Source organism: Vibrio sp. NC2, assembly GCF_025195005.1.
Classification (GTDB): domain Bacteria; phylum Pseudomonadota; class Gammaproteobacteria; order Enterobacterales; family Vibrionaceae; genus Vibrio; species Vibrio splendidus.
Map to the genome: position 1 here is coordinate 118,824 of NZ_JANVFC010000005.1, position 24,746 is coordinate 143,569.

Consider the following 24,746-nt stretch of genomic DNA (forward strand, 5'->3'; position numbering starts at 1 on the left):
CCTACTTAATGCTTTATCTGAATGCTGCTTTAAGGGGGCGATTCTACATTATGCGAGGTATTTTCGAAATGCCGATATCGCCGGTTGTTTTATTGATGAGCTAAATGTTTTCTTCGGAAGGGAATATAGTATGTGCAAGATGATGATTAAGGCGTCTTGCTGCCGAAGTTAAGTTATTTGCATTCTCAATAAATGGTGCGACTTCTATTTTACCTTTCACCGCGATATGAAAAAAGGGTTTCGTAGCAGGAACTTGATACCATTTTTTCTCTTTCGTTAAGAATGTCGGAGAAACCGTAATATGAATCACGCGTAAATCGGTTTGTGTTCGAGTGGCAATTTGCGCCGCACCACGTTGTAATGATGGTTCAATTCCTGGTGTTGTGCGAGTCCCTTCGGGAAAAACCAGCAGTACATTGCCACGTGAAAAGCGTTCTTCACAACGTTCTAAAAGATCATCAGGTGCTTGATTGGGTATGTAACCCGCTGCTTTAACAATTCTCTTCATAAACGGGTTTTCCCATATTGCCGCTTTGACGAGGCAATCACATTGAGGAAGTTGAGAGGCGATCAGCACATAGTCGATTAAGCTCGGATGGTTGGCAACGATGATGCAGTTGCGATCTTTACGTAGCAGTTCGGCGCCATCAATTCTGTAATCAATTGCTCCTGTGAACTTCATGATTTGGCAAAAAGCATTGAATGAGAAGCGAATCAGTCGCTGAACTTTGAGCTCTCTTTGAATGGTGTTTGATGTGGTGAGTGCGATCGAAGGCAAGATCAAAAAGCTGAGAACTAAGCCTCCCAGCCCAAAGGTGGTAAAGCAGAATCCTGTCGCAAACACTCGCCAATATTGGTCTAACTTGCTCATTGCTGTGTTCCTGTCTTGGCGTTATTTATCCACGACCAAGTTTGGTGCTTGCCAGCAACAGTCCACTTATTTGTACCCAATAAGATATGTTGGAGCGTTTGTAGCCCTTGTGGTAACCCGGAAGATACTTGGTTGGCTTCTACTGTTCTAGTAATAGAGTATTCACTGCCAGTCGTGAGCACTAAACCCAGAGCATAATCGGCATAGTGCTGAGTTTCGTATTCTTGATAAAGCTCAGGCAGCGGTTGGTCAAAGTCGATGACTAAGACACTATGCGATGGGTATTGGTGAAGATAAAGGTAAGCTTCAATCAGGGCGTTATGAAAGGTATCTTGCCCAGCAGCGATAGAGGTCAGTGGAATCGGCGCTTTTGCGGCAATCGTTGTGAGACCAGCAGCGGTATTGTGCACCGACTGCGAGAACGCCATTGGTGAGGCGTCATCACCTTCTAAGATTGCTTGAATCAATGTGGCAGTTCGGTGCAGCTCACCATGTCGGCTGGCAAAAACCAGAAAATCAACCGAGGTGTCTTTTAATAGAGTCAATGCGGTTTGGACGGCAAGCTTACTTTGCAGGCTCATTCGGCGACGCATCATCGGCGGGATGGCTTTAAATTCAGTTGAGCCATCTTGTGGCCAATCTAAATTTGTGCTCCATGTTTGCCATTCGGCAACGGAATTGAGCCCCGCAGAATTTGCAGACCATTTCTCAATATTAAACGACATTAATTGGGATTGATTTGACATAGAGTATTGATTTGCTTTGGGTCTAACTAAATACTATGCGTGCTTATAAATAAACACAGGTAAGGAATTTAAATGAAATTACTAAAAATAGCCGTTTCAATGTTATTCATATTCGTTCTTGCAGGGTGTGGACGTGTCCAACCTGTAATGAATGTTGAGGATACTCCAGTTGCACTTAATCTTCAAAGTAAACAGGTGAAATCAGCTATTTATGAGTCTGCTGAAAACCGAGGCTGGTTGGTTTCAGAAATAAAGCCTGGCTTGATCCGTGCAGAACTGTATGTTCGTTCACACCATGCTGTGATTGAAATTCCTTATAGTGACAAGTTTTACTCTATTCTTTACGTTGAATCAGAGAATTTGAAGTACGACGATGGTGAAATACACCGTAATTACAACCGTTGGGTTAATAACTTAAACGTTGATATTAAACGTAAGCTTGCACAAATGGCAGCTGAGTAATCCTCTATTATTTAAAGTTAGGTTTTTCGTGTCGGAATATAAATTAGATCCATTCAACGCATTAGAAGCAAAAACAGAAGCGCAGAAATTGTCTTTCGCTCCCATTGTTTTTCATACTGCCCGTACACTTCGTGATTTAGGTATCTTGAAAGCGTTAGATGACGCGGGTAATGATGGTTTACCTGCAGAGACTCTTTCGGAAATAACGGGCGTATCTGAGTACGGCGTAAAAGTTCTGCTTGATATGGCGTTAAGTGCTCATATTGTTACTTGGGACAAACCTAACTATAAAATGGCCAACCTTGGTTTTTACCTTCTGCACGATGGTATGACTAACGCAAACATGGATTTCACAGCCGATGTTTGTTACGCAGCGATGATGCATCTAACCGAAGCGATTGAAGAAGGCACACCTGCCGGCCTGAAGGAGCTGGGTGATTGGGAAACCATTTACCAAGGCTTGTCTCAATTGCCAGAAAAAGCCAAAGAGAGTTGGTTTAAGTTCGATCACTTCTATTCGGACCGTTCGTTCCCTGTTTTGCTTGAGAAAGTCTTCAGCAAGAAACCTAAATCGCTGGTGGATATCGGTGGTAACACCGGTAAGTGGGCAATGCAGTGCTGCAACCATGACTCCGACGTTGAGGTTACGATTGTTGATTTGCCACAGCAACTAGAAATGGCAATGGCAAATGCGACACAACATGGCCATCGAGACCGAGTGACGCCATTCCCAGCCAACATGCTCGACAAACAACAAGCGTTGCCGACAGGCGCGGATGTGTGGTGGATGAGCCAGTTCCTTGATTGCTTCTCGCCAATGGAAATTCTGAGCATATTAAAGCGTGTTCGCTCTCATATGTCAGAAGACGCGACTGTCTATATCCTTGAACTGTTTTGGGATGCACAGAAATACGATGCAGCTTCTTATAGCTTAAACGCGACCTCTCTTTACTTCACTTGCTTGGCAAATGGCAACAGCCGTTTTTACCGCAGTGAAGATTTCTTAGAGATTGTTGAAGAAGCGGGTTTTGAAGTGGTAACTCGTACCGACGATATTGGTCTTGGTCACACGCTTCTTGAATTGAAAGCTGGCGCGCAATAAAAATAACAAACATGGCTTAAATAATGAAAAAACTGTCAACTCAAGTAGTGATCATCGGAGCTGGGCCATCAGGGTCTATTGCCGCGTCTTTGCTTCATAAAAAAGGCATCGATGTTCGAGTGATTGAAAAGAGCCTTTTCCCGCGCTTTTCCATTGGTGAAAGCTTGTTACCGGCTTGCATGGAAGTGATTGAACAAGCTGGCATGAGCGAAGCGGTGGCTGACGCTAACTTCCAATTCAAAGATGGTGCCGCTTTTCGTAAAAATGGCGTGTACACCGCGTTTAATTTTGAAGATAAGTTCTCTGCTGGGCCGGGAACCACGTTTCAGGTTCAGCGAGGTGCCTTTGATAAGGTGTTAGCAGACACGGCTGAAGCGCAAGGTGTGACCATCGATTATCAACATGAGTTGATGGGTATTAACTTCACTGAAGACAGCACCATTTTAGACGTACAAGTGCTTGATGGAGAACGCTATCAGCTAGAAGCTCAATACGTGCTGGATGGCAGTGGTTTTGGTCGCGTGTTACCGAAGATGCTCGATTTAGAAGAGCCATCATCGCTTCCTCCACGCAAAGCTATTTTTACGCACATTAACGATCATATTGCAGAAATTGATACCAATCTAGAATATGACCGTAACAAAATCCTGATCTCGGTGCATCCAACCAACCCTGATGTTTGGTACTGGTTGATTCCATTTAGCAACGGTGTTTCTTCGTTTGGTATTGTCGGGGAGCCTAAGTTCTTTGAATCATACCCACAAGATAAGATTGCCGCGATTAAGCAACTGGCAACAGAAGAGCCGGGTTTGGCTGAAATATTGGCAAATGCAGAGTATCCGAACCCTGCGGGTGAAATCGGTGGCTATTCTGCCAACGTAAAGCACCTTGCAACAGATAAGTATGCGCTGCTGGGTAATGCCGGTGAGTTTCTTGACCCTGTGTTTTCATCAGGCGTGACAATTGCCATGAAGTCGGCTCAGTTTGCGGTTGAGTGCGTGGAAAAGCAGCTCAATGGTGAGAAGGTTGATTGGGACCGTGATTATGCGGATCCGCTGATGGTTGGCGTAAACACCTTTAGAACGTATGTTGAAGGGTGGTACTCAGGTACCTTGCAGGATGTGATTTTCTATCAAGATCCCAACCCGAAGATTAAGCAAATGGTGTGTTCTATTTTGGCTGGTTACGCATGGGATCAAAGTAACCCCTATGTGAAAGAATCAAAACGCCGACTGACGACACTGTCGGAGATATGCCGAAGCTAGGTGGTCGATTAAGGTGTAGCAACATGCTAAAGCACCATAATGATAAAGCCTATAAATCAAAACAGCCGCAATGCGGCTGTTTCTGTATCTGCTAAATATGGGAAGCTGATTCTTAGCTTACTCGCTTTACTGAAGTTGGTACTACTTCAGGTCGATGCTGTTCAGTCGTCCCATAAAGATAAGCAGCTCAATCACGTCTTTGTGGGCCTCAAGGAGTGCTCGTTTGGTTTGGCTGTAGGCCGCAAGTCGACCGTGTTTGCGTATAGAACATACTTTGGTCCTGTATTTGTATTCACCACTTTCAGAGAATACGCGCCACTTAGCGATGTAGCACTCATCTCGATGTTTGGGATCTGTCTGAGTCGGGTTTGGTTTGAATACTATTTTAGGTTCTAAACTGTGCGGTAAACGCGTCATCAGATAGGGCTCTCTAAGAACTTTTGGCCAAAACTTTCCCCAGAGCTGTCTGCCAAGCTCATCTCTTAACTTGATGGTTTTCTTTAGTGCTTTGTCTTCACCCATACGAACAAAACCGACAGAACGATGTAACACCGTATCTTCGGGAGTATGGATGTGGATTTTAAAAGCGGTTTGGCCTTTCGATATAAATCGATAACCGGTCGCACCAATTAGATTATTCTGGCTCATAGTTTGCTAAATGATGATTATGTTATTAATAAGGTTACGACAAATACGTTAAAACCGAAACTAATCATCATGAAAAAAATAAAGCCTTAACAAAAGTGCTAAGGCTTTATTAGAAACTATGAAGTGAGCTTGTCGCTAACTACATGATTTTCTGCATTACATCACTAATTTGAATGCTTCCAGCAAGGCTAGGTTGATCAATCGTGAGCTCGGCTTCATTTTCATACACGCGAGAAACCGTCAGCGTGATATCGCTTTGAGAGACCTTATTACGTGGCAAGCCTCGTTGGTCGATAAACGAACCGGTGTGCCACAGTTGCAGTTTGTCACCTTGTTGAACGCCATGCATTCGACCTAAATCAATGGTCACAGTGTTACCAAATACTGCAGCCACCTCTGGAAGCGTGATTTTACATGATACTTCTGATTCTAAGTCCAACATAATATTGCGGCTGACGCGAAGCATCATACTGCCGTAGGTTGATGCCCAGAAACGAGCACTGCGCGTATCAACCTCACTGGTCTTAGCAAAAGGCCATTTTGCCACTTCACGATAGCTACGGTTATAAACCTGATGACCTGTTTTGCCATCGAAGACTTGCATTTCTAAGGCAAACTGACGGTTTATAATGTCGTCTTTTAGAAGCTTGGACTCAATGGTCGCAGTTAAATCGGTGATATCACCGCCGATAATGTACTGTGCTCCCGTGTCTTGTGCGATCATTTTGATCACTTCCGGTCGACGTTTGTCGATATCGTAATTGGTTGTACCAACAGAAACAAAGCTACGAGATTCTTGGGCCAGTTGTCGGTCAACGACATGGCTAAAATCATCACCAATATTATAGATTCTACCCATTACAGCTTGTTGTGGGGAAGTCACATCAATGTTGCCGACCAAAAATGTCTTCTTGTATTGGCTCTCATGGCAAGCATTTGCCGAAGGATAGATGTCGATCCTTGCAGTGACCATTATATTGCCACTGCGTTTTTTCTCTTTTTCTACCAAGATGTAGCGCACTTCATGATTGGTAAATTGAAACTCTTTCTTGTTTGCGTCTAGATAGGGCGTGAGGTTGGAGATACTACCAATATCAGCACCTGAGAACTGGATTGCTTTATATACCGCGTCTTCCAGCGCATGGACCCTTGCCGTTTCCTCTGACGATACGATGGCTGCGGTACCGGTAACTTCATACCAAGAGGCATGAGCACTGAAGCTTATGGTTATCAGTGAACTTATTGAAAATAAGTAAGAAATTATTTTTTTCATCTATTCGTTACCAGTTGGGTATAAATATTGCTTAACAAATAACTATAAGCTTGAAGCTGACTTAAGTGCGTTTTTCTTAATCTGAACCATTAATGAAAAGCAAAGACTGTTCCAACATTGTAATCCATTGAAAAGAATAATGGTGAGAACATATTGGAACAGGGAGCACTAAAACTATCTGGAGATAAGAGAATGAAAAAATGGCTCGTAGTAATGAGTGTCATGTTATTGACCTCATGTGCTTATTCGCCAATCTATAACGGCAAGTCTGAGTATTCAGGCAGTCAGTTTATGTTGATGGATAGCCCTCGTCATACCATGGATTTTTTCGTGGAAAGTATGACCGAAGATCTGATCATTTCGAATACGAGTATCTCAGCAAGAACCCCGATAGCGATTACTTCGTTTGTTGACCTGCAACACATGGACACAACAAACTGGTTAGGAAACTCGGTATCAGAAGGTTTCATTCATCAGTTTCAGCGTCGTGGATTTAAGGTGGTTGATTTTAAAACAACCGGTTCTATTCAAGTGACTCACCAAGGTGACTTCGCGTTAAGCCGCGATTGGAAAGACTTAGCTCAAGAGCAAGATGTACAGTACGTACTAACAGGCACTATGCTTCGCCAAGAGGGCGGTGTTCTAGTTAATGCTCGTGTGGTAGGCATGCAAACTCGCATAGTGGTTGCTTCCGCGCAAGGCTTTTTGCCAGCGGATCGTATTGGTCGAGATCTAGATACTCTGAACAGTATTCGAACTCAAGATGGTGTCATTATTCGTTCTGATCCAACGATGACTCAGCCTTACACCGTTATTCTTCGCCCTTAGGAGTTCGAGATGAAGAAGTTAATATTTGTTATTGCTGCCTTACTGCTTGTTGGCTGCCAGCCATTGCAAAGTATGAGGCCAGACGACTTCTTAGTTGCCGTTGGTTACGCAAGTATCAGTGAGCAATCAGGCCGCAATGACGAAGAGAAACGTATCCGTGCCATGAGAGCATCTAAAATTGATGCCTATCGTGAGCTTGCCGAGCAAGTGTATGGTATGCGAGTGAGTGGCCGAGCTGAACTGTCAGATCAGCGATTAGGTACTGAGCGAACGACAGGTGCTGTCGATGGCGTGATTCGTGGTGCTGAAGTGGTGCGCAGTTATCCTGTTGGCGATAGTTACGTGACCGAACTTCAGCTCGATATTCGTAAGATGGAACAGTTGCGCGATTACGGCGAAGTTCAAGCTGTACCAGAGAAGAGGCAACAAACGCTGTTCTAGTCTTTATGACCATTTAAGTCATATGACCGACGAGTTGTATAAGTTGCTCTCGCTTTCCAGATGGCAGGGCGGCAATAAATAACGACAGTGAATGTAAAAGCGGCAAGTATGAAAATACTTGCCGCTTTTTTGTGTTTATCGTTTATTAGGGGCATTTACAGATTTAGAGATACTTTGACGGTGTAGCGAGAAGGGTAGGCTGAGATACAGATACAGATACAGATACAGATACAGATACAGATACAAGCAAGAAGGGTGTTGTGCGAAGAAGATTAGCCCAATTAGGCTTTTACATTGGTTCCCAGCGTAGAAATCGTATGCGTTTGGCCACCGGCATTGTAAGTCATACCAATTTTACCATGGCTTTGCTGCATCATATTACTGAGTTTTTTGAAACTGAGGTGCGCTCGATTCAAGGCTTCGCCATTGACTAGGTTCGCTTGGTGGCAGTCGTGCACTATGGACTTGATGGTCGCGACTAACTGAGCAAGTTCAGGGTTCTCGGTCAATTCTGAGATATTGGTATGGGTAGCAATTCGTTGATCGGTTGATCTTAGCTGTTCAACAAGGACCACTTTTTCTTTGGCGATTCGCTCAATATCGTTTGATTGTCGGCTCGTAATAGCGGTTTTCTCTGAACTCAATAATTCAGATAAGGCTTTGGCATTTTGAAGTTGAAAATTAACTAAATCTGCTAGTGCCGCCATAACGTAAACCTATTCATAACCTCGTGTACTTTAAGACAATAACTTCAATAAAAAGTTAGTGTTTTCTTAAAGGCCTTTTAATTCATCTTCGAACTTGATCATGTTGTCAGCCAGTTTCTCTGGATCGACAGTGTATGAACCGTTCGCAATCGCTTCTTTGATTGCAGCAACTTTTACAGAGTCAAAGCTTGGTTGTGCAGCCATGTCTTGATGGAGCTGACCAATCGCTTTGCCTTGTTGGCTTAGTGAAACCGCGTCTTTGCTTGCTGGTGATTTAGTTGACACATCAGAACGTGATGCCTCAGAGCTAGAATCAGAGCGTACAGTTGGTCGGTTAGTGGTCGTTAGGGTTTGCCCTGAACGAATATTATCAATGCCTGCCATAGTTAAGCCTTTTTCTTCAAAAATGGGAACCTGTACAATCAATATCGACCAAGGGTTCGAATACTTTAACAATTTTTAGCTCAATAGTCGAAAAGGGACAAAACACCGCAGCCGTTATATTTTGGCGTTAAAGTTGAGAGCAAAATAACTAACGATACCGTCAATTTAGAAGTAAAGAGTTAAAAGTAAACCGTGACTTCAGACATGCTGGTAACAATACCTTCAATTATACGCTGTGATTTATCATTTTTCACTCTTACTTGATCACCCATTGAGCCATCCGTAAGCGCAGTCCCTTTGGTGGTAATGGTCATGCCACCTTTTACTGCCTGTATGATAACCTTCTCGTTTCGGCATACGACACAGATATCGCCTCTTTCGACAACATCACCTGGCCTCAGGTTCTTTTTTACCTTAGCGCCGATCACTTGTTGGGGAGCGGTGAAACCTTGGCGACGAAACTTGTTAAGCGAAATCATAGCGGTGGTGACATCGTATTGACCAACGATTTCGCCTCTTGCTAGTGAGCGTGTTGTTGTAACTAGTGGTACTGACATTGAAAGGCGTACCGGCACGTAAACTCGCCACTCATCAGGAACACATTGCACTAAAACCGTAATGCTACTACGGGTATTGCTGGTGGTTGAGGCGCTGGTATCTAGAGGAATAGGGCAATCTGTTGCTTTGATTCTAGAGTCCACATTTGCTGAGTTAACAAAGAGTTCGCCGCCTTGTGGCTGCTCAACTGTCTCTAGGATGTGTTGCTCAGCCGCAGACTGAATCATTTCAATTTGCTCTGGAGTCGCAGCTTGTACAAAAAAACTAAACAATATTGATAAAATGCCGATAAACTTAGCGACAGTTTTAAAAGTAGCTCTACACATTGCTATGGAAAAAAGCGGCAGATTTGTTTTATGATATATCATTCCGTTTCTCTAGTGGTTCGTAGCCTGCAGTAGACTAACACTTTTTATACAAAAAAGTTTGATATGGAGATGAGCTCATGACGGGTATTCTTGATTCGGTGAATCAGCGTACGCAACTCGTCGGTCAAAACCGATTAGAATTACTAACCTTTCGCCTAATGGGGCGTCAGCGTTACGGCATTAATGTTTTTAAAGTAAAAGAAGTACTTCAGTGCCCTAAACTGACAAAAATGCCAAACTTGAACCCACTGGTTAAAGGTGTAGCACACATTCGTGGCCAAACGATCTCTGTAATCGATTTGAGCTTAGCGATTGGTGGCCGTCCTACAACGGATGTTGAAAAGTGTTTTGTGGTTATTTCTGAGTTTAACCGAACCATTCAAGGTTTCTTGGTCAGTTCAGTAGAACGCATTATTAACATGCACTGGGAGTCGATTCTTCCGCCGCCAGATGGTGCAGGCAAAGCCCATTACCTGACTGCAGTCACCAACATTGATAATGAGCTGGTAGAAATTCTTGATGTAGAAAAAATTCTAGCGGAGATTTCACCTGTTGATGAAACAATGGACAGCAAAATTGCTGAAGAAATCGCAGAAGTAGAACAAGGTAAAGAATTGGTTCGTCGTATCTTGATTGCTGATGATTCAACTGTTGCTCGTAAGCAGGTTCAGCGTGCGATTGAGTCGATTGGTTTTGAAGTTATTTCAGTGAAAGATGGTAAAGAAGCCTATGAGAAGCTGGTGGAGATGTCATCAGAAGGCAGTATTTACGATCAGATTTCATTGGTGATTTCAGACATCGAAATGCCAGAAATGGATGGCTATACGCTGACTGCTGAGATTCGTCGTCACGCGGAACTTAAAGATCTATACGTAATTTTACACTCATCATTGAGTGGTGTATTTAACCAAGCCATGGTTGAGCGTGTAGGAGCTAACTCCTTCATCGCGAAGTTCAACCCCGATGAGCTTGGTGCAGCGGTAAAAGCTGCGTTAACTAACTAAAAGAGACATTAATGACTGCTATAACAATAAGTGATCAAGAGTATCGCGATTTCAGCCGTTTCTTAGAATCTCAATGTGGCATTGTATTAGGTGACAGCAAACAGTACTTAGTGCGCAGCCGTCTAAGCCCATTAGTAACGAAGTTTAAGTTAGCTTCGTTGTCTGATTTGTTGAGAGATGTAGTAACAGGTCGAAACCGTGAGCTGCGTGTGGCTGCAGTCGATGCCATGACGACGAACGAGACACTTTGGTTCCGTGATACTTACCCGTTTGCTGTGCTTGCGGATAAACTTCTACCGGAAATAGCGGCAAATAAACGTCCTATTAAGATTTGGTCTGCGGCAAGCTCTTCAGGCCAAGAAGCATACTCAATGGCAATGACGATTCTTGAGACTCAAGCTCGTAAGCCAGGTATGTTGCCAAATGTATCGATTACCGCAACTGACATCTCAGCAAGTATGTTGGATATGTGCCGCACTGGCGCGTACGACAACCTTGCATTGGGACGTGGACTTTCTCCTGAGCGTCGTCGTACTTTCTTTGAAGATGCGGGCGATGGCCGTATGAAAGTGAAAGATAACGTTAAGCGCATGGTGAACTTCCGCCCTCAGAACCTGATGGACAGCTATGCATTGTTAGGTAAGTTCGACATCATCTTTTGTCGTAACGTGCTGATTTACTTCTCGCCTGATATGAAATCAAAGGTACTTAACCAGATGGCAAACAGCCTGAATCCTGGTGGCTACCTATTATTGGGTGCGTCTGAATCGCTAACAGGCTTAACGGATCGTTTTGAAATGGTTCGCTGTAATCCAGGCATCATCTACAAATTAAAGTAATGAGTGGCACCAGTTTTAGGTGCAACGTTACTGCCTAATTTCAAAACCCAGCCAAGTGCTGGGTTTTCTTTTTCCGGCTTAACCTATATCTTTAAGTCAGAGTGACATTCCAATTTACTCTATTTTTTGGCTTGTATATTGCAAGTTTACCCACGAGTAACCTGTAAAAGTATTGATAGCCCGCTTTGTTTTAAAAGTTGGTATATATATTGCTTTGGTTATCTCATAACAGTCAGTTCTTGAGTTGAGGTTTACATGGCTATTTCTTTTGACAATGCTTTAGGCATTCACCAGCACACCGTTGGTGTACGTGAGCGTAACGCTGAGGTGCTTTCCACCAATATCGCGCAAGCAAACACGCCTGGGTATAAAGCAAAAGGATTAGACTTTAAGAAATCGCTGCAAGCGGCAAGTTCTGGGGCAAGTATTGGTCTTAGCCGTACAGATGGTCGGCACATTTCTGCCTCAACAACGGTGAACGGGGAAACGAAGTATCGAATTCCTACCCAACCTGATACAGGAGATGGCAACACGGTTGATTTGGATTTGGAAAGAAACCTTTTCATGCAAAACCAAATTAGGCATCAAGCCTCTCTCGACTTCCTAGGAAGTAAGTTCAAGAATTTAACTAAAGCGATTAAAGGGGAATAATTAGATGAGTTTATTCAATGTATTCAATGTGACTGGTTCAGCGATGAGTGCTGAATCTGTTCGTCTAAATACGACCTCGAGCAACCTTGCGAACGCGGACAGTGTAAGTAGTTCTGCTGAAGAAACTTACAAGGCTCGCCACGCAGTGTTCGGCGCTGAGTTAAATAAAGCACGCAACAGTGGTCACACTGTGCCTGTGAAAGTATTAGGTATTGTGGAAAGCGATAAGCCGTTGAGCGCGGAGTACAACCCAGATCACCCATTAGCGAATAACGAAGGCTATATCTACAAGCCTAACGTGAACGTTATGGAAGAAATGGCCAACATGATTTCGGCATCACGCGCGTACCAAACAAACGTGCAGGTTGCTGACTCGAGTAAACAAATGCTGCTGCGTACGCTGCAGATGGGTCAATAAGGATAAGGAGGTAACAAATGGCTGGAATCAACAACAATGTTGGTCAAAGCGGCTTGTCCTATGTTGACCAGCTTAAGAGTCTTCAAGATGGCGCGAAAAAGCCCGACGAAACAACAGGTAAGCAGGATCTTAAACAAGAAGACTTCTTATCTTTGTTGACTAAGCAATTAGCCCAACAAGACCCTTTTAAGCCGGTTAGCAATGACCAGATGATTGCGCAAATGGCTTCATTTGCGACCGTAGATGGCATTGGCAAAATGAATACACAGTTTGAAAGCTTGAATTCATCAATGACTTCTAACCAAGCATTACAGGCATCCTCTTTGGTTGGCCGCGATGTATTGGTTCCTGGTGCGGCAGGTGTGAAACCCGGTGATGGCGGTATGGCGTCAATGGTTAAGCTTCCTCAGGCAATGGACAATGTAATCGTCCGTGTTGAGAATGAAGTTGGTCAATTGATTCGCACTTTTGATATCGGCTCTAAACCATCAGGCGACACACGTGTTGAATGGGATGGAAAAGACGAAGACGGTAACCCATTACCGGCTGGTAAATACAACGTGAAAGCGTCGGGTTTACTGGATGGCGAGAACACAGAGTTCCAAGTTTCCAGTTATGCGAACGTGAACAGTGTGCTTCTTGGTAAGGGTGATGGCAACGTACTACTCAATCTGGCTGGTTTTACATCGCCAGTACGACTTGCTGAAGTACTAGAAGTTGGTAAAGCGTAACTCTTTAAAAGAGTGATTATGCTAGCTAGAGAGATTAGGAGAATATTGGAATGTCATATGTAGCTTTGAGCGGCCTATCCGCTGCACAATTAGACTTGAATACAACCAGTAACAATATTGCGAATGCAAACACGTTTGGCTTTAAAGAGTCTCGAGCAGAGTTCGGCGATGTGTATTCAAGCTCGTTGTTTACTAACGGAAAGACTACTCCTGGTGGTGGTGCTCAAGCAAGTAAAGTTGCGCAACAGTTCCACGAAGGTTCAAGTATTTATACAAATAACCCAATGGACCTGCGTGTCAGTGGTACAGGTTTCTTTGCAGTATCGAAAGACCGCATGGTGCCAGAGATCAACGAACTAACGCGTAACGGTGCTTTTCACTTAAATAAAGACAACTTCATGGTAACCTCGAATGATGAGTTTCTTCTTGGCTATGCAGTTGATCCCGAAAGTGGGGAAGTATCCTCATATGCACCCAAACCACTTAGTATTCCTGCTGAATTCGGCAAGCCAAAGCAAACTGGAAATATTGAAGTAGGGGTCAACTTACCTGCAAATGGTGATCTTAAAGATCCGGCTGCGTTTAACTTTAATGATTCTGATACGTATAATCGTTCGACATCTTCGACGGTATACGATTCTATGGGTCAGTCTTACAAGTTAACGACTTACTACCTTAAAGATCAAACTCAACCGAATACTTGGCAGACGTACTACACCATGACAGATGGCGAGGGTGAGAAGCCAGTCAACATCACTGGTGGTGATGCGACAAATGCAGCGGGTCAGGTCGGCCATACAATGCGCTTTAATAATGATGGCACTTTAGCTAGCCTTAATAACGGCCAGCCGATTATATCAGAGCAATTAGGAGCCGGTACTACCCCTATTGATTTAAACGGCGCTGATGTAACTCAAACACTTAATTTCAGTCTTGATTCATCAACTCAGTTTGCTGCTCCATTTGAACTAACCAAGTTTAATGAAGATGGTGCGACAACAGGTTTCTTAACAAAAGTAGATTTTGATGAATCAGGTACTGTTCTGGGCACTTACTCAAATGGTGAAAACGTAATGCTTGGTCGTGTTGGCTTGGTTCGTGTACCCAATGAGCAAGGTCTAGATAAGAAAGGCGGCACTCAATGGGACTCTACTAGCTACTCTGGTGATAAGATCTGGGGTGAATCGAACAAAGGTTCATTTGGTAGCATCAATAACGGCTCGTTAGAACAGTCGAACATCGATATGACTCAAGAACTGGTTGATTTGATTTCTGCTCAACGTAACTTCCAAGCGAACTCGCGTTCTCTAGAAGTACACAACCAACTGCAACAGAATATTCTTCAGATTCGTTAATCGTTTCGAGCGTTTGAATCATCTGCGAATACCCAATTCAATGTTATTGAATTGGGTATTGTTGTTGAATTTGATATGGCTGTTTACTTTTCTATTTGCCGCCACTATTGCCGCCCGGTAATGCCACTGGCAACAATTCTTCCTCAATGATCCTTTGATGATCACCTTTCTTGTTTGTTTTCTATTTAAATTATTGATAAATAACAGTTAAAAATATTGGCACAGTGTTTGCTTTATTAGCCCCAGAAGATGATTTTTGGAGCAAAATTATGGATCGCGCACTGTTTCTTGCCATGAGTGGCGCTAAGCAAAATATGCAAGCTTTGCAGCTACGTGCTAACAACCTTGCCAACGTAAGTACAACGGGTTTCCGTGCTGATTTAGCACAAGCACGTTCAATGCAAGCGTACGGTGAAGGCATGCCTACTCGTGTTTTCAGCATGACAGAACGTCCGGGTCATAATTTCGCACAAGGTAGTGTGGTCACCACTGGCCGAGATCTTGATGTCACTATTCAAGGTGATGGTTGGATTTCAGTGATGGATAACACAGGCCGTGAAGGTTTAACGCGTAATGGTAATCTAAAGGTTGACCAAAACGGTTTGTTAACCAACGCAAGCGGTCACTTGGTGTTAGGTGAGAATGACGCGCCAATCACGCTCCCAATCCCGGTCAGCAAAGTAGAAATTGGTACAGATGGTACGATTTCGGTGATTCCTCAAGGCGCTCCAGCTGAAGAATTAGCGATTGTTGACCGTATTAAACTTGTACGCCCAGACAACCAAAGTTTGTTTAAAGATACGAATGGTCTATTCCGTTCGAAAAACCCAGATCAGGCATACGAAGCGGATGCAGCGGTAACGTTGCTTAAAGGTGCTATCGAAGGCAGTAACGTAAATGCTGTAGGTGAAATGACCAGCCTAATTGACTTGCAACGTCAGTTTGAAATGCAGGTCAAGATGATGAGCACGGCAGAGGAAATGGACAAGTCGTCTGATTCACTGCTTCGTATGAGCTAATAGAATTTAAAGGAATTTACTATGCATCCAGCATTATGGGTAAGTAAAACAGGTTTAGACGCACAACAAACCAATATCTCAACAATTTCGAACAACCTTGCCAACGCCTCGACCATTGGTTTTAAAAAGAGCCGTGCGGTGTTTGAAGATCTGTTCTATCAGAATATCAACCAGCCTGGTGGCCAATCGTCTCAAAATACTGAGCTGCCTAGTGGCTTGATGTTAGGTGCAGGTTCAAAAGTAGTCGCAACTCAAAAAGTGCACACTCACGGTAACGCGCAAACAACGTCGAACAGCTTAGATATGATGATTGAAGGCGACGGCTTCTTCCAAGTTGAAATGCCAGACGGTGAAACAGGTTACAGCCGAAATGGTCAGTTCACTCTGAACGGTGACGGCGCGATCGTTACATCAGGTCAAGGTTATGCTCTGCAACCAGAAATCGTGATTCCTGAAGATGCGATTTCGGTGACGGTTGGTAACGACGGTGAAGTATCAGTACGTCTACGTGGTGAGCAAAACAACGTCGTGGTTGGCCAAATCACCATCACTGACTTCGTAAACCCAGGTGGTTTGGAGCCTGTAGGTCAAAACCTTTACTTACCAACCGGTGCTAGTGGCGACCCGCAAGAGGGGGTTCCTGGCTTTGATGGCTTAGGTAATATTCGTCAGTCGATGCTCGAAACATCGAACGTCAACGTAACCGAAGAGCTGGTGAATATGATTGAAGCTCAACGTGTCTACGAAATGAATTCGAAAGTTATCTCGTCGGTAGACAAGATGATGAGCTTTGTTAACCAACAGCTGTAATTGGTTTATTAGCCGTTTACTTATTGATAATTAATAGATTTTTCCAATTAGCTGACGTGTTTCTACCAATTGATCTATTTACCATTGCCTGCTGAGAGTATATCGCCATGAAACGTATTTTTTGTTTAGCTCTGTTTATGTCTATGACGGGGTGTTCTGTTTTGGATCCTATTGAGACTCCGGCAGAAGAAAACGCAACCACAGTGGTTGATGCCGTGGAAGGTGATAAGTCAGCGCAAGAGAGCTCAGGCATTATCGATACACTTCGTGGTCGAACCGATCCAGTTGCTGGTGACCCAGCATGGGCGCCAATCAATCCAAAAGAAAAACCAGAACACTACGCAGCAGCAACGGGCTCACTGTTCAATGTTAATCACATTGGCAGCATGTATGACGACTCAAAACCTCGTGGTATTGGTGACATCATTACCGTGGCGTTGGACGAGAATACTCGAGCGACCAAGAAAGCCAACGCAGACATGTCTAAGTCGAACGATGCAACGATGGAGCCGCTGGCAGTCGGTGGACAAGAGCTGACAATCGACAAGTACAACTTTTCTTATGATCTGAGCAACACCAACACCTTTGCGGGTGACGCGTCAGCCAACCAAAGTAACAGCATCAGCGGCTACATTACCGTTGAAGTTATCGAAGTATTAGCCAATGGTAACCTAGTAGTCCGTGGCGAAAAGTGGATGACACTGAATACGGGCGATGAGTACATCCGCCTAAGCGGCACCATCCGTCCTGATGATATAGACTTCGAAAATACCATCGCTTCAAACCGTGTTTCTAACGCACGAATTCAGTATTCAGGTACGGGCGTGCAGAAAGATATGCAAGAGCCTGGATTCTTGGCACGATTCTTTAATGTATCTCTGTAGAGCTTGATAGAGCGTCGAGATACTGACAGCCCTCATCAATCACAAATATTTCGCTAAGTTATTATAAACTAAAGCAATACAGACAGGTTACTCAATGAAAAAACTCACACTCGTACTATTCGGCATGCTATTTCTTGCCACCAGTGCCCATGCTGCGCGTATTAAAGACGTGGCAAAAGTGGCGGGTGTTCGTAGTAACCAACTTGTCGGTTATGGTTTGGTTACGGGTTTGCCGGGGACAGGTGAGACAACTCCCTTTACCGATCAAACGTTTAACGCAATGCTGCAAAACTTTGGCATCCAATTGCCGCCCGGCACCAAGCCAAAAACTAAAAACGTCGCCGCGGTAATTGTTACCGCTGAACTCCCAGCATTCTCTAAGCAGGGCCAGGAAGTTGACGTAACGGTGTCTTCTATCGGATCAGCAAAAAGCCTGCGTGGTGGTACCTTACTGCAGACTTTCCTGAAAGGTCTAGACGGTCAGGTGTATGCGGTCGCGCAAGGTAACTTGGTAGTAAGTGGCTTTAGTGCACAAGGTAACGACGGTTCTAAAATCGTCGGAAACAACCCTAATGTCGGCATCATATCTAGCGGTGCGACGGTTGAACAAGAAATCCCAACTCCATTTGGCCGTGGTGACTACATCACTTTCAACCTAATCCAATCCGATTTTACAACGGCTCAGCGTTTGGCTGATGCGGTGAATAATTTCCTAGGCCCACAAATGGCTTCAGCGGTTGACGCGACGTCTGTAAAAGTTCGCGCACCTCGAGAAATTAGCCAACGTGTGGCTTTCTTATCGGCAATTGAAAACATCGAATTTGATCCTGCAGAGGGCTCTGCAAAAATCATAGTTAACTCTCGTACCGGCACCATTGTGGTTGGTAAGCACGTTCGTCTAAGAGCGGCGGCGGTAACCCACGGTGGTATGACGGTTGCAATCAAAGAAAATCTCAACGTAAGCCAACCTAATGCATTCTCTGGTGGTCAAACGGTAGTGGTTCCTGATTCTGATATCGAAATCACGGAAGGCGATGGCAAGATGTTCAAATTTGAACCGGGCCTAACGCTGGACGATTTGGTACGCGCAGTCAATGAAGTAGGCGCTGCACCTTCTGATTTAATGGCAATCCTTCAAGCACTGAAACAAGCGGGTGCAATTGAAGGCCAATTGATCATTATCTAAGGAATAAAGCATGATTAAGAATAACAATGACATCGGCTTTATTCACGACATCGGTAGTTTAGACCGCCTTCGTCAACAAGCAGTAAATGGTGAAGAAGGCAGCGAAAAAGAGGCGCTAACTGCGGCGGCAAAACAGTTTGAATCGATTTTTACTTCAATGCTGTTTAAGTCGATGCGTGATGCTAACTCTAGCTTTAAGTCGGATATGCTGAACAGCCAGAACGAGCAGTTTTATCGTCAGATGCAAGATGACCAAATGGCGAGTGAACTCAGTGCATCAGGTTCATTAGGCCTTGCGGACATGATTGTAGCTCAGTTAAGCGCTGGTCAAGTAAGCGACGCGACAGAAGATAAGGTTCGCAGTGAAGGTTTTGATACCTCGTTGGAAAGACCTCAATATTCTGGTCGTTCAGAAGAGAAAGTCTCTGAAGTTCAATCTGCTAAGTCAACAACAGACGTGTCAGCAGCAAAACAACCCGCTTCATTTGATTCGCCAGAATCGTTTGTTACGTCGATGAAGCCTTACGCTGAAAAAGCGGCGAGTGCACTTGGCGTTGATTCGTCACTGCTATTAGCACAAGCGGCACTTGAAACAGGTTGGGGCTCTAAGATGATTAAGAACTCTTTGGGCAACAGCAATAACTTATTTAACATCAAAGCAGATAGAAGTTGGAAGGGCGATAAGGTCGCGACCCAAACTCTTGAGTTCCATGGCAAAACCGCCGTTAAAGAGTCTGCTTCTTTCCGTTCTTACTCTAATTTCGAAGATAGCTTTAATGATTACGTGAAGTTCTTGAACGAAAATCCAAGATACGAAACGGCGCTACAGCATCAAGGCAATTCAGAGAATTTCATCAAAGGTATTCATCAGGCTGGTTACGCAACTGACCCTAACTATGCAGACAAGGTTTTACGAGTTAAAGCCAAGATTGATGAGATGAACTAGCGTCATAAATCAACATAGAGAGCTTGCTACTGGCAGGCTCTTTTCTTCTCCGCCCCTTCAGTTCTTACGCGTAATCCATAGTTATCTCCTTACACTTCAATAAATTATCGTATTTTAACTCTCCATTGTTTGTGTTGGCATATATATTGCTTTTATCTTAGTAATATACGGTTGTAGTTAATCAGTTCATTCTGGTTTTGTTAAGTTTTTTGGGGGCATTATGGCGTCGGATCTTCTGAATGTAGGGGCACAAAGTGTTCTTACGGCTCAGAGACAGCTCAACACCACAGGTCATAACATTTCTAACGCCAACACAGAGGGCTATAGCCGCCAGTCTGTGATTCAAGGTGTGAATGACCCGCGCCAGTACGGTGGGCAATCCTACGGTATGGGTGTGCATGTGGAAAATGTTCGCCGCTCTTGGGATCAGTTTGCCGTCAAAGAACTTAACTTATCGACAACCAATGCCGCCAACAAAGGCGATACCGAAGCCAACCTCGATATGCTGTCGAGCATGTTGTCATCGGCTGCTTCGAAGAAGATTCCAGAAAACCTCAATGAGTGGTTTGATTCGATTAAGACACTCGCCGATACCCCGAATGATGTGGGTGCGCGCAAGGTCGTGCTAGAGAAAGCTGGGCTTTTAACTAAAACCTTGAATGAATTTCATGAAACGGTACGTCAACAGTCTGATTCTACCAACAAAAAATTAGAAGTCGGCATCGAACGTGTTAACCAAATTGCGGTTGAGATTCGCGACGTTCAGCGTCTGATGATGCGAACCCCAGGACCTCACAATGATTTACGAGATCAGCACGAAAAGCTGATCAATGAGCTATCTGGCTACACCAAGGTGACGGTAACGCCGCGCTCGAATGCGGAAGGATTTAACGTCCATATTGGTAATGGTCATACCTTGGTTTCTGGTAGTGAAGCAAGTCAACTGAAGCTAGTTGACGGTTTACCTGATACGCATCAGCGTCGACTGGCGATTGTTGAAGGTAAGTCTTTGAAGCCGATTACCAGTAATGATATCGATGGGAAAATCGGTGCCATGCTCGATATGCGAGACGAACACATTCCTGACATCATGGATGAGCTTGGGCGTTTGGCGACGGCTTTCTCGGAGAAAGTAAATTTACTTCAATCACAAGGCTTAGATCTCAATGGCAACGTTGGCCAAGATATTTTCACCGATGTGAACTCTGAGCGAGTGGCGAAATCACGCGTGACGGCGGGTAGCCAATCAAAGGCTGATGTTGCCGTATATATTGATGACACCTCTGCCTTGAAAGGTGGCGAGTATGGTCTTAAGTATGATGGCAGTGAATATGTCGTGACCAAGCCGGATGGTGAAACGGTAAAAGTCAGCACTAATTCAGCAGGCAATGCTTTTTATCTAGATGGGATGCGAGTCGAAGTTCGAAACCCTCCTGAATTGGGTGAGAAGCTGTTACTGCGTCCAACGCGTAACTTTGCTGCTCAGATTCAGATGGAAACCAAAGACCCTAGAGATATTGCCGCGCAAAGTTATGAAGCCTCGACCACGTTCGCGAAAGGCTCTGCGGGGTTCAAGATCTTAGCGGCCGGTCAATTGCGTGAGTTTGAAGTGATTGTTTCACCAAAAGGTGAGCAGTTTGCCGTGACTGATCCGAAAGGCAATATTTTAATGCAGCCTCAGCCGTACCCACCTGAGGGGCCGGTTACGATTAATGGCACGACTTTCGAGTTGACCTCTGGAGCCGTGGCAAACGATAAATTTACGGCAAACCTTGTCCCATCAGAGGGTGACAACGGTAACTTACGTAAACTGCAAGATCTTCAAACTGAAAAAGTTTTGAACGATGGTGAATCTACGATTTTAGAGCTTTACCACAACTTGAATACTAATACGGGACTGAAGTCATCAACGGCAAATCGTCTGAGTGATATCGCTAGGTTGGAAAAAGAGTCAGCTCAAGAACGTATCGCTTCAGTGTCTGGAGTTAACCTAGATGAAGAAGCGGCAAATATGATGAAATTTCAGCAAGCGTATATGGCCTCTTCGCGAATCATGCAAGCAGCCAATGATACGTTTAACACTATTTTGGCTCTGAGATAGGAAGGTATAAATGTTGAATCGCATCTCTAGCTTCCACAATTATCAGTCAGTACAAAATGACTTGCGCCGTCAAGAAAATAAGGTACATCACAATCAAGCGCAACTTGCTTCCGGTAAGAAGTTGCAGTCGCCAAGTGATGATCCGTTGGCTACGCATTATTTGCAAAACATTGGTCAGCAGTCAGAGCAGCTTAAGCAATATGGTGACGCCATTGTCCTGGTCCGCAATCGATTGGAGCACCAAGAAGTAATGATTTCTAATTCGGAGGATTTTGCAGATGAAGCAAAACGTACCGTGATGGAAATGGTAAATGGTTCGTTATCACCAGAAGATCGTCTTGCAAAGAGGCGTGAAATTCAAGAATTAGCGAGTAATTTTTTGCATATGTCTAATTCTCAAGACGAGTCAGGTAACTACACATTTGCTGGCACTAAGCCGAAGAATCAACCCTTCTTTCGAGATAATAAAGGTCATGTCAGCTATGCCGGTGATGATTACCAACGCAAGATGCGTGTTGCAAGTAGTTTTGAAATGGCGATGAATGATCCGGGCAGCAAGCTGTTTATGGAAATCGATAACCCATTTGGTGATTATGAGCCTCAATATGATTTGAAGCCGGCCTCTGCATTGTTACTTGAACGAGCCACAAATGAGTCTTTTCAAGATGATTCAACTTACAAAGTTACTTTTGTCGATATGCAAAATGGTCAGTTTGCTTATCAACTAGAAAAAGATGGTAGTACTGTATCTGTGGAAGATTTTGAACCATCTAAAGGTATTGAATATGAAGGTTTGAGTATTCAAATCAAAGGTCAAATCACTAAAGGCGACTCGATTACTTTGGAGCCAAGAAGCTCATTTTCAATATTTGACACCTTCCAAGATGCAGCAGAACTTGCAGAATCATCCGTGTCTGACGCATCAGCGACGGCAAAGTTGCAACAAGCAACCGAAGAGTTCCATGCTGCGTTTATTCATTTGACCAAAGCGAGAACGGATGTCGGTGCGCGATTGAATACGCTTGATATCCAAGAACAGCAACATGAAGATTTTAAGTTGTCTTTAGCCAAAGCAAAAAGCAACTTTGAAGATTTGGATTACTCGAAAGCCATCATTGAGTTCAATGAAAACTCACGAGCATTGCAAGCTTCTCAACAAGCGTTTGGTAAAACCAAAGACCTGACCTTGTTTAACTATATTTAATGATCAATCGGTATTTAGTGGTGAACTAACACTCACCATTGAAGTTAGATTCTTTGCCGTATGTGCTATGCCGTACGAGCGAATCACTTCAACCTTTGCCGGTTTTTTATACAGGGTGTCATCTGTTTGAAAATAGCGGCAAAAAGCGGCAATGGGTCAATGAAGGTACTTTTTGTTCCCTAAGCCAGTTAAACCAAATCGAGTTAAGTTTTAATTTAAGTGATTGATTTTATGTATATTAAAATTTAATTAAAACAGTATTAAACTTGGCATATAACTTGTATATGTATTGGTCATAAAATGATTTATACAGATCTTAAACCTTGCATAGGGTTTAGCGAGTAATACACGGTCAGTGCTTATCCATATGAGAGTAAAGCTGGCCGCTTCGCAGAAAGTTTGCGAACTCATAAGGAGAGCAAAATGGCTATTAATGTAAGCACTAACGTTTCTGCTATGACAGCACAACGTTACCTGAATAAAGCGTCTAATGATTTAGCGACCTCTATGGAACGTTTGTCATCAGGGCATAAAATCAACAGCGCGAAAGACGATGCAGCCGGTCTGCAAATCTCTAACCGTTTAACGGCGCAATCACGTGGTTTAGACGTGGCAATGCGTAATGCCAATGATGGTATTTCAATTGCACAAACCGCTGAAGGCGCGATGAATGAATCAACCAACGTACTACAACGTATGCGTGATCTGGCGATTCAATCATCAAACGGAACTAATACCGCAGCTGAACGTACCGCGCTCAATGAAGAGTCTTCGGCACTTCAAGATGAGCTTAACCGTATCGCAGAGACAACCTCGTTTGGTGGTCGTCGTCTGTTGAATGGTTCATTTGGTGAAGCATCATTCCAGATTGGTTCTAGCTCTGGTGAAGCGATGATTATGGGCCTTACTAGTGTTCGTGCTGATGATTTCCGTATGGGTGGTACAACGTTTGATTCTGAAAACGGTAAAGACAAAAGTTGGGAAGTACCAGCACAAGCTCGCGATCTTAAGCTCGAATTTAAAACAAAGTCAGGTGAAGACATCGTTTTAGATATTAATACCAAAGCGGGTGATGATATCGAAGAGCTTGCTACTTACATTAATGGTCAATCTGATCTTGTGAACGCATCGGTTACCGATGATGGTCGCATTCAACTATTTGTTGCTGAACCTGACCTTGAAGGGGCTATGTCTATTTCTGGTGGCTTAGCTTCTGAGCTAGGTATTAAGAGTGAAGGTCGTGCAACATCGGTTCAAGATATTAGTTTGATGAGCGTAGCAGGATCACAGAATGCTATTAGCGTGATTGATTCTGCAATGAAATACGTAGATTCACAGCGTGCTGATTTAGGTGCGAAACAAAACCGTCTAAGCCACAGTATTAACAACTTGGCAAACGTTCAAGAGAACGTAGACGCTTCAAATAGCCGAATCAAAGATACGGACTTTGCGAAAGAGACGACGCAAATGACCAAATCACAAATTCTGCAACAAGCAGGTACTTCGATACTTGCTCAAGCAAAACAGTTGCCTAACTCTGCAATGACACTATTGCAATAGTTATTGGTTGAACTTGCTGCTCGTGTTCAGACGTGAGCCATGCAGCAAGGGAAACTGGCAAGCATACTTACTATGAGTGTTTAGCTCTCTCATCTCTCACCTGCTATTCATTTTTACGGTAAGAATGCAACGGCGTGTCAGAAATGTGTTCATTTCTCGATGATCTCCACACAGGCTCTGACCTGCCAACTAGCCCCGGTTCTCTCAAAGGAAAAGGGGCTTTTTCCTTTCTGTTCTTTATATCTCTGTTTCCTATATTTCTTATTTTTACCTTTTTGTTTCCTGTCTTTTGCGTTTCCCCACTGATTTCTAACTTTAGTTTTCTGATCCTTAAGTTTCCATTCAACCCATTTTCTTCGTTACAAATGCTCTCCTTGGCTAGATA

General features: G+C 43.9%; 26 protein-coding genes. 19 read left to right on the forward strand and 7 right to left on the reverse strand.

The features are described from left to right. Positions 1 to 100: 100 nt before the first annotated feature. Positions 101 to 871 carry a 1-acyl-sn-glycerol-3-phosphate acyltransferase gene (locus NX845_RS09505; RefSeq protein ID WP_017095990.1) on the reverse strand — a complete coding sequence of 257 codons (771 nt, stop codon included), beginning with the start codon at positions 869 to 871 and terminating at the stop codon, positions 101 to 103. Then, positions 868 to 1,617 (reverse strand): beta-ketoacyl synthase chain length factor, encoded by a 750-nt coding sequence (locus tag NX845_RS09510; RefSeq protein ID WP_017095991.1) that lies wholly within the window; start codon positions 1,615 to 1,617, stop codon positions 868 to 870. Before NX845_RS09510 ends, NX845_RS09505 begins: the two co-directional genes overlap by 4 nt. A gap of 72 nt (positions 1,618 to 1,689) precedes the next feature. Here NX845_RS09510 and NX845_RS09515 point away from each other — a divergent pair, with 72 nt between their 5' ends. The 3 genes from NX845_RS09515 to NX845_RS09525 are packed head-to-tail and all read left to right on the forward strand — an operon-like array spanning position 1,690 to position 4,446. Further along, positions 1,690 to 2,079 (forward strand): hypothetical protein, encoded by a 390-nt coding sequence (locus NX845_RS09515; protein ID WP_017084503.1) that lies wholly within the window; start codon positions 1,690 to 1,692, stop codon positions 2,077 to 2,079. A 28-nt stretch (positions 2,080 to 2,107) separates the two neighbouring features. Next, the gene (locus NX845_RS09520) at positions 2,108 to 3,181 is read left to right on the forward strand and encodes a methyltransferase (protein WP_017095992.1); all 1,074 of its coding nucleotides are present in this window, start codon (positions 2,108 to 2,110) and stop codon (positions 3,179 to 3,181) included. A 23-nt stretch (positions 3,182 to 3,204) separates the two neighbouring features. Beyond that, on the forward strand, positions 3,205 to 4,446 hold the full coding sequence (locus NX845_RS09525) for an NAD(P)/FAD-dependent oxidoreductase (RefSeq protein WP_260256782.1): 1,242 nt from the start codon (positions 3,205 to 3,207) through the stop codon (positions 4,444 to 4,446). A gap of 141 nt (positions 4,447 to 4,587) precedes the next feature. Here NX845_RS09525 and NX845_RS09530 read toward each other — a convergent pair whose 3' ends face one another. Together NX845_RS09530 and NX845_RS09535 are read right to left on the reverse strand one after the other, a co-directional pair. Continuing rightward, positions 4,588 to 5,094, reverse strand: a complete 507-nt coding sequence (locus NX845_RS09530) for a hypothetical protein (RefSeq protein ID WP_017095994.1) — start codon at positions 5,092 to 5,094, stop codon at positions 4,588 to 4,590. A gap of 139 nt (positions 5,095 to 5,233) precedes the next feature. After that, positions 5,234 to 6,367, reverse strand: coding sequence for a flagellar assembly protein FlgT (locus NX845_RS09535; protein ID WP_065682140.1), 1,134 nt, complete (start codon positions 6,365 to 6,367; stop codon positions 5,234 to 5,236). Between the two features lie 192 nt (positions 6,368 to 6,559). Between NX845_RS09535 and NX845_RS09540 the strand changes: the two genes are divergently transcribed. Both NX845_RS09540 and flgP read left to right on the forward strand, forming a co-directional pair. Next, entirely contained in the window at positions 6,560 to 7,195 is a 636-nt protein-coding gene (locus NX845_RS09540) for a FlgO family outer membrane protein (RefSeq protein ID WP_004736167.1), read from the forward strand. A 9-nt stretch (positions 7,196 to 7,204) separates the two neighbouring features. Next, complete coding sequence (gene flgP, locus NX845_RS09545) at positions 7,205 to 7,636, forward strand: flagellar assembly lipoprotein FlgP (RefSeq protein WP_017095996.1); 432 nt, start codon at positions 7,205 to 7,207, stop codon at positions 7,634 to 7,636. Positions 7,637 to 7,917: 281 nt separating this feature from the next. On the opposite strand, the gene NX845_RS09550 is transcribed toward flgP, so the two are convergent. The 3 genes from NX845_RS09550 to flgA all read right to left on the reverse strand — a co-directional run bounded on the left by NX845_RS09550 (position 7,918) and on the right by flgA (position 9,653). Next, complete coding sequence (locus NX845_RS09550) at positions 7,918 to 8,343, reverse strand: flagella synthesis protein FlgN (protein WP_004736170.1); 426 nt, start codon at positions 8,341 to 8,343, stop codon at positions 7,918 to 7,920. Positions 8,344 to 8,409: 66 nt separating this feature from the next. Next, positions 8,410 to 8,727 (reverse strand): flagellar biosynthesis anti-sigma factor FlgM, encoded by a 318-nt coding sequence (gene flgM, locus NX845_RS09555; RefSeq protein ID WP_004736171.1) that lies wholly within the window; start codon positions 8,725 to 8,727, stop codon positions 8,410 to 8,412. Positions 8,728 to 8,906: 179 nt separating this feature from the next. Next, positions 8,907 to 9,653, reverse strand: a complete 747-nt coding sequence (gene flgA / locus NX845_RS09560; protein ID WP_017085300.1) for a flagellar basal body P-ring formation chaperone FlgA — start codon at positions 9,651 to 9,653, stop codon at positions 8,907 to 8,909. A gap of 77 nt (positions 9,654 to 9,730) precedes the next feature. On the opposite strand from flgA, the gene NX845_RS09565 reads away from it, so the two are divergent. The 14 genes from NX845_RS09565 to NX845_RS09630 all read left to right on the forward strand — a co-directional run bounded on the left by NX845_RS09565 (position 9,731) and on the right by NX845_RS09630 (position 24,361). Then, positions 9,731 to 10,657 carry a chemotaxis protein CheV gene (locus tag NX845_RS09565; RefSeq protein ID WP_004736173.1) on the forward strand — a complete coding sequence of 309 codons (927 nt, stop codon included), beginning with the start codon at positions 9,731 to 9,733 and terminating at the stop codon, positions 10,655 to 10,657. Positions 10,658 to 10,668: 11 nt separating this feature from the next. Then, complete coding sequence (locus NX845_RS09570) at positions 10,669 to 11,496, forward strand: protein-glutamate O-methyltransferase (RefSeq protein WP_004736174.1); 828 nt, start codon at positions 10,669 to 10,671, stop codon at positions 11,494 to 11,496. A 255-nt stretch (positions 11,497 to 11,751) separates the two neighbouring features. Continuing rightward, on the forward strand, positions 11,752 to 12,147 hold the full coding sequence (gene flgB, locus NX845_RS09575; protein ID WP_004736175.1) for a flagellar basal body rod protein FlgB: 396 nt from the start codon (positions 11,752 to 11,754) through the stop codon (positions 12,145 to 12,147). Between the two features lie 4 nt (positions 12,148 to 12,151). Next, positions 12,152 to 12,565, forward strand: a complete 414-nt coding sequence (gene flgC / locus NX845_RS09580; RefSeq protein WP_004736176.1) for a flagellar basal body rod protein FlgC — start codon at positions 12,152 to 12,154, stop codon at positions 12,563 to 12,565. A 17-nt stretch (positions 12,566 to 12,582) separates the two neighbouring features. After that, positions 12,583 to 13,296 carry a flagellar hook assembly protein FlgD gene (gene flgD, locus NX845_RS09585; RefSeq protein ID WP_017085299.1) on the forward strand — a complete coding sequence of 238 codons (714 nt, stop codon included), beginning with the start codon at positions 12,583 to 12,585 and terminating at the stop codon, positions 13,294 to 13,296. A 50-nt stretch (positions 13,297 to 13,346) separates the two neighbouring features. Further along, the gene (flgE, locus tag NX845_RS09590) at positions 13,347 to 14,651 is read left to right on the forward strand and encodes a flagellar hook protein FlgE (protein WP_017085298.1); all 1,305 of its coding nucleotides are present in this window, start codon (positions 13,347 to 13,349) and stop codon (positions 14,649 to 14,651) included. A gap of 269 nt (positions 14,652 to 14,920) precedes the next feature. Then, positions 14,921 to 15,670: a flagellar basal-body rod protein FlgF gene (flgF, locus tag NX845_RS09595; protein ID WP_017095944.1), complete on the forward strand. Its 750-nt coding sequence runs from the start codon at positions 14,921 to 14,923 to the stop codon at positions 15,668 to 15,670. A gap of 21 nt (positions 15,671 to 15,691) precedes the next feature. Continuing rightward, positions 15,692 to 16,480 (forward strand): flagellar basal-body rod protein FlgG, encoded by a 789-nt coding sequence (gene flgG, locus NX845_RS09600; protein ID WP_004736180.1) that lies wholly within the window; start codon positions 15,692 to 15,694, stop codon positions 16,478 to 16,480. Between the two features lie 107 nt (positions 16,481 to 16,587). Next, the gene (gene flgH / locus NX845_RS09605) at positions 16,588 to 17,364 is read left to right on the forward strand and encodes a flagellar basal body L-ring protein FlgH (RefSeq protein ID WP_017076829.1); all 777 of its coding nucleotides are present in this window, start codon (positions 16,588 to 16,590) and stop codon (positions 17,362 to 17,364) included. 94 nt (positions 17,365 to 17,458) lie between these two features. Next, complete coding sequence (locus tag NX845_RS09610; RefSeq protein ID WP_017076828.1) at positions 17,459 to 18,550, forward strand: flagellar basal body P-ring protein FlgI; 1,092 nt, start codon at positions 17,459 to 17,461, stop codon at positions 18,548 to 18,550. A 10-nt stretch (positions 18,551 to 18,560) separates the two neighbouring features. Continuing rightward, positions 18,561 to 19,496 carry a flagellar assembly peptidoglycan hydrolase FlgJ gene (flgJ, locus tag NX845_RS09615; protein WP_017076827.1) on the forward strand — a complete coding sequence of 312 codons (936 nt, stop codon included), beginning with the start codon at positions 18,561 to 18,563 and terminating at the stop codon, positions 19,494 to 19,496. A 220-nt stretch (positions 19,497 to 19,716) separates the two neighbouring features. After that, complete coding sequence (gene flgK, locus NX845_RS09620; RefSeq protein WP_065682138.1) at positions 19,717 to 21,597, forward strand: flagellar hook-associated protein FlgK; 1,881 nt, start codon at positions 19,717 to 19,719, stop codon at positions 21,595 to 21,597. A gap of 10 nt (positions 21,598 to 21,607) precedes the next feature. After that, the gene (flgL, locus tag NX845_RS09625) at positions 21,608 to 22,801 is read left to right on the forward strand and encodes a flagellar hook-associated protein FlgL (protein ID WP_065682137.1); all 1,194 of its coding nucleotides are present in this window, start codon (positions 21,608 to 21,610) and stop codon (positions 22,799 to 22,801) included. Between the two features lie 423 nt (positions 22,802 to 23,224). Next, positions 23,225 to 24,361: a flagellin gene (locus NX845_RS09630; protein ID WP_017085293.1), complete on the forward strand. Its 1,137-nt coding sequence runs from the start codon at positions 23,225 to 23,227 to the stop codon at positions 24,359 to 24,361. Positions 24,362 to 24,746: the final 385 nt, after the last annotated feature.

Coding starts and splice junctions, on each gene's coding strand:
- NX845_RS09505 (WP_017095990.1), bottom strand. CDS start 871: ATGAGCAAGTTAGACCAATATTGGCGAGTGTTTGCGACAGGATTCTGC.
- NX845_RS09510 (WP_017095991.1), bottom strand. CDS start 1,617: ATGTCAAATCAATCCCAATTAATGTCGTTTAATATTGAGAAATGGTCT.
- NX845_RS09515 (WP_017084503.1), top strand. CDS start 1,690: ATGAAATTACTAAAAATAGCCGTTTCAATGTTATTCATATTCGTTCTT.
- NX845_RS09525 (WP_260256782.1), top strand. CDS start 3,205: ATGAAAAAACTGTCAACTCAAGTAGTGATCATCGGAGCTGGGCCATCA.
- NX845_RS09530 (WP_017095994.1), bottom strand. CDS start 5,094: ATGAGCCAGAATAATCTAATTGGTGCGACCGGTTATCGATTTATATCG.
- NX845_RS09535 (WP_065682140.1), bottom strand. CDS start 6,367: ATGAAAAAAATAATTTCTTACTTATTTTCAATAAGTTCACTGATAACC.
- NX845_RS09540 (WP_004736167.1), top strand. CDS start 6,560: ATGAAAAAATGGCTCGTAGTAATGAGTGTCATGTTATTGACCTCATGT.
- flgP (WP_017095996.1), top strand. CDS start 7,205: ATGAAGAAGTTAATATTTGTTATTGCTGCCTTACTGCTTGTTGGCTGC.
- NX845_RS09550 (WP_004736170.1), bottom strand. CDS start 8,343: ATGGCGGCACTAGCAGATTTAGTTAATTTTCAACTTCAAAATGCCAAA.
- flgM (WP_004736171.1), bottom strand. CDS start 8,727: ATGGCAGGCATTGATAATATTCGTTCAGGGCAAACCCTAACGACCACT.
- flgA (WP_017085300.1), bottom strand. CDS start 9,653: ATGATATATCATAAAACAAATCTGCCGCTTTTTTCCATAGCAATGTGT.
- NX845_RS09565 (WP_004736173.1), top strand. CDS start 9,731: ATGACGGGTATTCTTGATTCGGTGAATCAGCGTACGCAACTCGTCGGT.
- NX845_RS09570 (WP_004736174.1), top strand. CDS start 10,669: ATGACTGCTATAACAATAAGTGATCAAGAGTATCGCGATTTCAGCCGT.
- flgB (WP_004736175.1), top strand. CDS start 11,752: ATGGCTATTTCTTTTGACAATGCTTTAGGCATTCACCAGCACACCGTT.
- flgC (WP_004736176.1), top strand. CDS start 12,152: ATGAGTTTATTCAATGTATTCAATGTGACTGGTTCAGCGATGAGTGCT.
- flgD (WP_017085299.1), top strand. CDS start 12,583: ATGGCTGGAATCAACAACAATGTTGGTCAAAGCGGCTTGTCCTATGTT.
- flgE (WP_017085298.1), top strand. CDS start 13,347: ATGTCATATGTAGCTTTGAGCGGCCTATCCGCTGCACAATTAGACTTG.
- flgF (WP_017095944.1), top strand. CDS start 14,921: ATGGATCGCGCACTGTTTCTTGCCATGAGTGGCGCTAAGCAAAATATG.
- flgG (WP_004736180.1), top strand. CDS start 15,692: ATGCATCCAGCATTATGGGTAAGTAAAACAGGTTTAGACGCACAACAA.
- flgH (WP_017076829.1), top strand. CDS start 16,588: ATGAAACGTATTTTTTGTTTAGCTCTGTTTATGTCTATGACGGGGTGT.
- NX845_RS09610 (WP_017076828.1), top strand. CDS start 17,459: ATGAAAAAACTCACACTCGTACTATTCGGCATGCTATTTCTTGCCACC.
- flgJ (WP_017076827.1), top strand. CDS start 18,561: ATGATTAAGAATAACAATGACATCGGCTTTATTCACGACATCGGTAGT.
- flgK (WP_065682138.1), top strand. CDS start 19,717: ATGGCGTCGGATCTTCTGAATGTAGGGGCACAAAGTGTTCTTACGGCT.
- flgL (WP_065682137.1), top strand. CDS start 21,608: ATGTTGAATCGCATCTCTAGCTTCCACAATTATCAGTCAGTACAAAAT.
- NX845_RS09630 (WP_017085293.1), top strand. CDS start 23,225: ATGGCTATTAATGTAAGCACTAACGTTTCTGCTATGACAGCACAACGT.